The organism is Bacillus sp. AY3-1, assembly GCF_008368785.1.
Taxonomy (GTDB): Bacteria; Bacillota; Bacilli; order Bacillales; family Bacillaceae_G; genus Bacillus_A; species Bacillus_A wiedmannii.
In genome coordinates, this window is sequence record NZ_QORZ01000049.1 from 1 (window position 1) to 9666 (window position 9666).

Below are 9666 nucleotides of genomic sequence, written 5' to 3' on the forward strand. Positions count from 1 at the left end.
ATTTGATTACTTATATGACTAGATAAGTATTTAAAATAGTAGTTTCTAAATCATATATAAATTAAAAGGAATGAGTCCGATTCAACATCGAACTCATTCCTTAATAGTAACCTAAATTTTTGCATCTAACTTTTCAGATACAATTCATTTCCGGTTCTCTTTTCAAACTTAGCAACAGAACTGTTACCTATTACTGAACTCTTGATAGATTCCATGCTATAGTATCAGTCCCATTCTCTCCATTACCATATTTCATATAATCGATTAAATATCCTACCTTTAACTTATTACCATTAGATAGTATGTTCCATTGCTTATGGTGTCCAGTGAAATTCTTTGGATATGCATGATTAAATTTAAAAGTACTTGCGTTCTGTTTTTGATCTAAATGGATATAACTATCTTGAAGTTTTAAATATGCATAATCTGAATAAATAGGATTTTGAAATTTAATTAATACCTCTTCATCCTTTTTAATTGGTTTTCCAGGTTTAGGTTGACCTACTCTTTCAATAATTACATTCACTTTTTCATCGCTAGATTTTTCAGCCCAAAGATACTCCCATTTATTCCCTGCATGATGACTTCCCAAATAAGCTGTATTTCCATATGAAGCCACGGTATAAGGAACTCCTTCTGTAACAAATTCACCTGAATTATCTACTACATAATCTTCAAATTCTTTATTAGCTTTAATTTCAGTATCAATCTTTTGTGTAGGCGTTAGATTGTGTGCGTCATTGATTTCAAATGTAACTTTTCTGTGCGCAGCAATTTCAGATTTTATAGGGTGTATATTTTCTCTAGACTCATATGTAAATCCATTTTCACGTTTAACCAGTGTTACTGTTTGTGACGGAGCATTCCATTTCTTACTATAAGTAGTAGGAATATCTTTACTCACTCCAAATAAACCAGGTAAAATTGTTGCCCTAATCTTTTGCGTCACAGAATCATAACTACCTTCTACTAATGTTGGGTGCTGTAGTTTTGCAAAAGCTCCGTGTACAGAGTCTTTATGTAAATAACCGCGATCTCCCTGTCCCGCTTTTAAATCGTTCAATGCATCAGTTCCATTATTAGCTGAAACCACTGATACGTTATTAGTACTTTTAGCCTTGTTTACAATATGATTTACTTTTTTCGTATCTATATTTACCTGTTGAAAAACTTCGTTATAGGATAAAACTGGCTTATCAGCAAGAGATTTGTCTTTAGGAGTATATACCCTAAACTTTGGTATATTTCCTATATCTGTTTCTAATTGTTCAGTAGCTGCATTTACTCTAGACTCATATCTCCCTGAATCCCCCAAATGCATAATTTCTTCACCTTTTTCAATAGATAAATCCATTGTACTTGTAGGTAAAACTTCAATCGAAAGAAGTTCCCCTTGTTCAACAGCTTTCAATTCATCCAAAGATAAGACAATATTCGCATCTGCTTGTCCTTCTAAACTGTCAATTACTACTTCTGTTTTATTCCGTCCACCTTTTTCTGTACTTAAATAGTTTGCTTTATAACGATCTTGTGTTGCCTTTACAGTATTAATAATTTTGTTTCCTAAACGAATATTAAAATGAGGCGAAACATTTTCAGCGGATGCTGTTCCTACATTCTTATATTCCAAATGTACACGTAATTTTGCTGCGTTCGCTGTATCCACAGTTGTTGCAGTAGACCAATCAAAATTATTTGTATAACTCTCCGTTTCCGTAGTTGTTTTTGAATATCCGTATCCCACATTTGCTGAAACACTTCCGGAAGGAACAGGACCGGCTGCTGAGCCTTCTACACCACCTGAACCACTTAAACCTACATTAAATGAATGTTGTGTAGATACACTTTTTTCCCATCCTCTACTAACTGATCCACCATTATTATCCGTAATGGTTGCAATAGGAATTACTTCAATTCGTTTGACACCAATTTGCAAATTCGGCATGTTGGCAACTATCGGATTGAAATTAGTATCAGAATCGTTGTTATAATTCTCAACCTCATACATATCAGTAAAAGGATCACCATCCGTATTTGCATTCATAGGATTCGATATAAATTTTGGTTTCCCTTTATCCTTCTCGGGATCCCATGCTTTCGCTTCATTTTTTCCAGTTTGTGAATTGAATTCAATTTTATATCCATTCATCTCTAAGCCGTTAGAAATACCATCTTTATCCCAATCGTTGTTTGCCATTTCAATGTTTTGTGTAATGAGTGAACCTATTTCCCCATCAGATCCGAGCGTGAAATTCTTATCTTCTTTTTTCACATTCGCATTCTCTTTTCATATCTTCTTTTTTTACATTTGCATTCTCTTTGAATATTTCAACTGTACCTCCTGGATTCAGTTGTTTTACATCTGCTAAAGCAGGAGATGCTAAAGTCAGTGCCATCGATACACTACCTAATACACTAATTACTGGCTTCAATTGTTTCATTGTTATTTTTCCTCCTTGGTTTCTAGGTCAATTAGAACACCTACTAGTAAGATTAATTTCATCATATATAACAAATCTTTCTTTTCTCTCTCATAACTGTTAAAAAAGTCTCTCGTAAATGTTACAAAACACTTACAGAGTTTTTAAAATCTATATATGAAACATTAAAAAGCCGTAATATGAAGAATCGATTACAATATATACAAAAAAGCAGCTAGCCAAAGCTAACTGCTTACTAATTTATAAAATTTCAGTAAAAGAATGTATTAATTTTGAAGTGTGCAAATTGGAAGAGTGACTTCAACTATAGTTCCCTTATTCACTTCACTCTCAATAAATACCTTCCCCTGGTGTGTTTCAATAATTTTATAACATACCATTAATCCTAAGCCGATTCCCTCTTCCTTAATACTGTAAAAAGGTTCTCCTAAATATGGTATACGTTCTTTTGGAATCCCACATCCTTGATCGATAAAGCGAATCCTTATTTGATTATTATCAAGTTTATCAAATTGAATCAAAATTTCTCCTCCTGTTGGCATGGATTCAATTGCATTTTTTATAATATTAACAAATACTTGTTTTAATTGATTTCCTTCACATGGAATCAATGGAATACCAGGTGTAAAATCAATTCTAATTTTTATATTATTCATCATTGCTTGAGGTTGCAGTAGCATTAAAACTTGATCCATTAGCACACTAATATCATTAGGTTGTATCTTTAACGTTTGGCTACCTCCATAAACTCAGCAGTAGGTTGCTGTATCATTAAAACTTGATCCATTAGCACACTAATATCATTAGGTTGTATCTTTAACACCTGTGGTTTGGCTACCGCCATAAATTCATTAGTAATACTTTCTATACGCTCAATCTCTGATGATACTATATTTATATACCCCTGATTATTCTCAGTTTCCGTTGATTTTAGTAATTGCATAAACCCTTTCATTGCAGTTAATGGATTATTAATTTCATGAGCCATTGCAGTCGCTAATTGTCCTACGACAGCAAGTTTTTCAGATTTCCGTAGTAATTCTTCTGTTTTTAGCCGTTCAGTGATATCACGAGAAATACTCAGGAAAACCTTTTTACCATTTAAGTTAAAAACACGGACACTAAACTCGGTTGTTATTATTTTTCCTGTTGGAAAAGCATATTCATCTTGCAAAGTGAAGGAAGTTTGTCCCTCTCTAATTTTTTCTAACAACCTTACAATCATTTTAGAATCTTGTGGTACTACATTTGGAAATGGTAACGAGAGCAGCTCATCTCTACTATATCCAAATCTTTTACAACCAACAGGGTTTACCTCAATGAATCGACTGGGGACATAATTTTCATTCAGCTCTACTACATATACTGCATCAGTTGCTTGTTCGATTAGTGCACGGTACTTCATTTCACTATCTTTTAATTGTTGATGTAATCGATGTCGCTCTCTTTCTGCTTGTTTTCTTTCAGAGATGTCTCTACATATTGCAGATAAAGCTATCACATTTCCTCTTACGTCTAATATAGGAGAAACTGTCAGACTGACATCAAGAAGACTTCCATCGTTACGTCGTCTAACAGTTTCTAATCTAGTAACTACGGATTCTACTGTTAGAATTTTCTGAATATTTTTGAGTGATTCTTCCATTAAGAAATCTGGTACACAGGGTAATCTCTTACCTATGATTTCTTCTAATGACCATCCAAATATCTTTTCATAAGCTTTATTTGCTTGTAAAATATGCCCTTCTCGATCAGAAATGGTAATAGCATCTACATTATGCTTTATAAATGATTCTAGTAATTCTTTGGTAGCTCTTAATTCTGATTCTACCTTTTTTCTTTCGGTTATATCGACTGTAGAACCAACAACTTCAATAACTTGTCCATTTCGTTTAATCGGCCTAAGTGCAATAAGAATAATTGTTTTATCATCTGGCAATAAGAATAATTGTTTTATCATCTGGCCAGGGTAATTCGAATATAATTTCTTTCCCTTCCCATGCCTGAAGATAATACTTCATCAATTGTGAAACTAAATGTGGTGGAACAATAGAGGCATCAATAGTCCGTAAGCTTTTCCCTACCACCTGTTCAGAGTAAAATCCTTTTTGATAATAAAACTGTCCATCACATAAAGTGTGTATAAAGTGCTTACCCACTTTTTTAAATTTAAAAATCCCTCCTTGAAGCTCATGTACGGTATCTGTAAGTTCTTGCTTTGATTTTTTTAATTCCCGATTCATTTTAGATAAGTCCTGTGTTAAATAATATAATCTCTGGTAGGCTTCCATAAGAAATAGCCCAATTAAAAGTCCTAACGCTATATATAATAAACCTCCAGAGTAAAGTAACGTAGTATTAAAGAATACACCAACTAACCACTTTATTCCGACAAAAACAGAAAAATATAAAGATGCACTTTTAAAAGGCTGAAGGTTTTTAGAATATGTTTTAATAGTAGAAAATAGAACACTCATACTTAAATATGCAATCACAGGTGGCTCCCAATACCCACCAATGAAAAAGATACGCATTATAATTATGCTAATTAGTGTAATCCAGCCAGCAATGCGACCAAAGTAAATAAAAGATAGAATAAGAGGAACAACTCGAAGATCGTAGGAAAATCCCATGTATGGAAAAGAAAAGAGCATCAAAGTAACTGCAATAATCCCTCCATAGAATTTTTCGAAATATCGCCTGGAATGAATCAAAAACACTTGAATAAATATCGCTGCGCTAACTAATAAAGAAAAAATAGAAAGATTGATGAAATAGTCTTTAATAATCATGTAATGTCCCTCCTTGTATTAAAGATATATTCGACAAAAAAACAGAAAATCCTACAATTATTACAAACAGTTCAGGTGCAAAAAATATAATTCCCTACATGACAGTACATGTAAATAGTATCATATTGATTCAAATCGAAAACCAGGAAATCTTCCATCAGAACCTTCAAATCCCCCAAAAATAAGGTGTTTTTTTAAATGTTATGTACAAAAAACGTAGGAATATTTTATTCCTACGTTTTTTATAAATTAATCAATTCCTTCACTATTACAATTCTTCTAATTCCTCAATTTCGGCTTTTCGCTTTAAAAATATTGCAATATCCTTATTCTCCCTGTCTATTAAACCAAGAGCATGTCTATCATTTAAAGCTAATTCTTTATAACCCCATATATATTCTATTGTTGTCGCTTTACTATGTTTATGATCCGCAAAATACCATTCTAAAGGTTGTAAAGGGTTCGATACTTCAAACAATTCTGCTGGCTACCATGAAGGCAAGTTTTCATTTTCACCCAGTCGCCTTCTTTGGGCCAACGAGGATCTGTCATTGGTATTCTCGTTAGAACTATACTTTATGGATTTGAATTAACTTTTTATTACTTGTTGCTCTTTTAATGTATTTGCAGTGCTTCCACCTGCAGAGCCTCTTCCTAATATTTCAACTTCATATTTTGTATCCTTTGTAGCCTCTTCTAGTCCTTTTCTTTCTTTTCAAGTTCGCCTATATTTCATGTCAAATTACAGGAGTGAGTCAGGCCACTCTAAATCGTAGATTAGAAAAACATGAATAATATTCTTTTTTGAATTGTAATTAAACCTCAGAGTGGCACCTCATACTCAGAACTATTTCCTTACCCAATAGAAGTTAATAAAAAATAGTTAATTATTGCTTCACCGCTTTGGCTACAAGTGCTGCGTATGCTTCTGCACCTACTTTGGTTAAATGCACACCGTCAGGTGCAAAGTAGTCTTTCTTTCCAGTACTTGCTGCATACCAATCAACTAGAGTTACATTCGGATATTCAGATGCCGTTACTTTCAGTCTCTCATTCACGATTGATTCCCACGGACGTGGTACTCTCGTATTAATAAATATGATTTTACGTTCGTTTCCAATTACTTTTATTAATGAAACAAGTTGCTCAGTAGTAAAGGCTCCATTTGTACCTAATCCAATAATGACATAGTTTCCTAAATTCCCTTCATATTTTAACTGTTCAACTACCGGAATCGCTTTTGACAGCTGGCGACCAATTTGCGCATCAATCCTAATATCAGAAAAAGTATTTTTTAAATACGGAGTAATATCAATCATAACGGAATCGCCTATCGCAGTAACTGTGAGTGAACTTTTAGGTTGCGCAGAATTTACTTCTCTTGATTCCCCTTGTTTTTGAGGCGTCTCTTGATTTGGATTTTCCCAAACTGCAACTGGATGTGGCGCCGGTTGTGTTTGTGCTACTTCCACCTTATCTTGTTGAGAATTCTCCTTAGCCTTACTAGCTTTTGATAATCCTACGACTGCTATCGACGAAACGAATAATGTACAAATTAAAGCTAACTTAACACCTAAAGTGACATTTTGAATTCTTAAATTCTTAAACTGAATGTTCCGGAGCGTTCCTTCTCGGATTGGTTTTTCAATAAACTTCCATGAAATTTGCGCAATCAATATAATCAAAAGAAATTGAAGGATTGCTCTTATTAGTGAAAAATCCCCAGCATTTACCTTTGGAGTCGTCAATGTAAGAATTGGATAATGCCAGAGGTATATGCCATACGATCTTATCCCTATCCAACGTAAAGGTCTAAATCGTAAAAATTGAGCAATACGACTAGCTGGATGAGCTAGATTTGCCACTAACAATGCTGTTGCAATTGATAAGAGAACCATTCCTCCCTTGTATAGAAATGGATCATATTGATTGGTTTTCCAAAACATAACCAAAATAATAATAAGGGCAATGCCCCCCACTACATCAAGAATGAAACGCGCCTTTGGGATAATTTTATTTGCAAGCCTATTGCTTGGCCAAACTAAGGCAAGTACCGCTCCGATAAGTAAGGAAAAGGCCCTCGTATCTGTACCATAATATATTCTGCTCGGATCAGCTCCAGGTTCATACAAAATTGCCATCGCTAAAGCTGAAGCAACGGCTGCCAGACAAATTAATAAAATCATACGGGATTGTTTTTTTATGTAGTAAAGCCCTAAACTAATGATAAACGGCCAAACAACGTAGAATTGTTCCTCAACTGCTAACGACCAAAAATGATTCAATGGAGAAAGCTGGTTAAAATTATCAAAGTACGATAATTTATGATAAATATACCACCAGTTACTAACATAAAATAATGCCGCTAATGAATCTCCGCGCATTTTTTCAAGTAAAGAGCTATGAAAAACCGTAATCCATGCCAACGTTATAACGAGCATAACAAGCATTCCTGGAAGCAATCTCCTTGCCCTACTAAGCCAGAATTTTTTTAAATCAATTCTCTTATTTCTCTTCCACTCTATGGCTAGAATATCTGTAATTAAATAACCTGAAAGTACAAAAAATACAGTAACTCCTAAAAATCCTCCAGGCATCCAATTAAAATTAATATGATACAAAATAACACCTAGTATAGCTAGGCCCCTTAGACTGTCCAATCCAACCATATAACGACTATTTTTTTTAAAAGGTTTAGTCATCCTACATTCACCTCTTTTTCTTGGAAATTAGGTTAATAATAACGGCACAAAATGCTATTAATCCCCTAAAATCGTATAAGCTAAACTATTACAAACATCTTTTTGTAAGGCTCTTTTTTATCTTTACATGCACAGTAATTAATACTTTAACACGTTATCTGGCTCTGTTGTGAAAATTTTTAAGCTAGATGTTCTTGTTGCTCTTCCGAAAAAGAGGAATATGATATATAACGTATATTTGAACATTTCCCTGCAAAATAACGTTATAAAGAAGGGCTACTGGTTATGAGCAGCCCCTCATTTACCTTACTTCACATATACATATGTTTCTTTTGAAATCACATTTTATGTCTTGCCCCTACTGTCGTGTATTTTATATTGCAGCGAACCTTGCATCAGAACAATATGTGTTCTGGTGCAAGGTTTTTTTAACTAGAATAAATTCTGGGAAAGCAAATAAGGAACATGGCAGATGTGATATTTTAAAGAAAAATAGTTTAAGAAAAATAATAGTAGCCATTTGCTACTATTATTTTTTTCTTTAAGTTATCGTAATATGCCTGAAATTCTAAAGGGACGTGGTATGTCAATTCATCTAACAACCATTATGTGCTGATTTCGTGAATACGGAAATTTCATTCGTGATTTTTGAAAAATAAAACAAAAAAGAAAAACTATCTTTGAAAATGGATGAAACCTACATAAATGTCAACTAATCTATGTACGAATTCCTTTGCTTTAGCTAGGTGTTCTAGGAAATAAGGAGCCATATGCCGGTCAATTTTTCAATTAATTTGGTGTCTAGTTTAGTGTACCATCTCCAATTAATGCATTTTTTCGGGTTCAGTTCATTATATTTTCTACTTTGTCTTTATATACAACATATTCTTTTCCATCCACTACTGCTACCACCGCAAATTCATCATTTTGATTGAATGAAAGCCAGTCAGCCCACATGTTTGTATTAGCACCTCCACTCCACATATGATGAACAGTGTTTTTAGTTAAATTCATAACTTTATAAGACGCATTTGGTGCATTTGTTCCAGTCTTTATTTCAAAAGTGTATGCGTTATGGATTTTTTTATAAAAGTAAAAAACGTTTGATGGACGAAGTAGATTCATAAAATCTTGTTCTTTCTTCTCTGCAATTTTTATGCCTTCTAGTAATGTGACAACATCTGTTCTTAATGTTTTCCAACTGTCTTTAGCTGAATTCAAGTTAGGCTTTAAAAATTTATATCTATTTTGATCAGCTTTTTCATCAGCTTTATCAATATGCCCCAGTACGCCCGAATATTGAGAGTCTAAATCATCCCATTGTGTGGACATATAAGTAAGAGCAGTAATAGCACTATCAATCGTACTATGCATATCACTAATATTATGAAATGCAACTCCGACTACACGATTTAATGTAATTTTATAATCTACAGTTTTACGTAATTCTGCTAAAGCAGGCTCTAATCGACCTAAATTATCTCTAGCAGTACCTATCATTATGCCACCAGAAATAAGCGTGGGGATAAAAGGGACTTTCACCATTATTAACCCATCAGATTCTAATTTCTTATAATAGTTTACTTGTCCTAAAACTTCATCTAAACGCTTTTGATCAGTCTCTACATCAGCTCCTTGGTTTTTTAAAATCGATTGCAAGGTCTCTTTATGGCTTCCAAATACTCTAACATCTTCTCCAATAGCGTTTTTAAATTTAGTTAATTCTTCTAT

2 protein-coding genes and 4 pseudogenes are annotated in these 9666 nt (G+C 33.6%); 1 reads left to right on the forward strand and 5 read right to left on the reverse strand.

Going from position 1 to position 9666, the window contains the following annotated elements; translation table 11 throughout:
* Positions 1-190 precede the first annotated feature (190 nt).
* The 4 genes and pseudogenes from DN389_RS28155 to DN389_RS28170 all read right to left on the reverse strand — a co-directional run bounded on the left by DN389_RS28155 (position 191) and on the right by DN389_RS28170 (position 7935).
* Positions 191-2441 (reverse strand): annotated as a pseudogene (locus tag DN389_RS28155) (binary toxin-like calcium binding domain-containing protein).
* A gap of 266 nt (positions 2442-2707) precedes the next feature.
* Positions 2708-5233, reverse strand: a pseudogene (locus tag DN389_RS28160) (PAS domain S-box protein).
* A gap of 268 nt (positions 5234-5501) precedes the next feature.
* Positions 5502-5753 (reverse strand): annotated as a pseudogene (locus DN389_RS28165) (hypothetical protein); the annotation flags it as partial.
* A 367-nt stretch (positions 5754-6120) separates the two neighbouring features.
* On the reverse strand, positions 6121-7935 hold the full coding sequence (locus tag DN389_RS28170; protein WP_098802065.1) for an acyltransferase family protein: 1815 nt from the start codon (positions 7933-7935) through the stop codon (positions 6121-6123).
* Between the two features lie 479 nt (positions 7936-8414).
* Between DN389_RS28170 and DN389_RS29370 the strand changes: the two are divergent.
* A pseudogene (locus DN389_RS29370) lies at positions 8415-8591 on the forward strand (IS6 family transposase); the annotation flags it as partial.
* Between the two features lie 187 nt (positions 8592-8778).
* Here DN389_RS29370 and DN389_RS28175 read toward each other — a convergent pair.
* Positions 8779-9666, reverse strand: an 888-nt coding sequence (locus DN389_RS28175; protein ID WP_149237854.1) for an HBL/NHE enterotoxin family protein, incomplete at its 5' end; no start/stop codon positions are given.

Bases quoted from the DNA above. Each gene is read 5' to 3' on its own strand.
- DN389_RS28170 (WP_098802065.1), bottom strand. From the start codon at position 7,935: ATGACTAAACCTTTTAAAAAAAATAGTCGTTATATGGTTGGATTGGAC.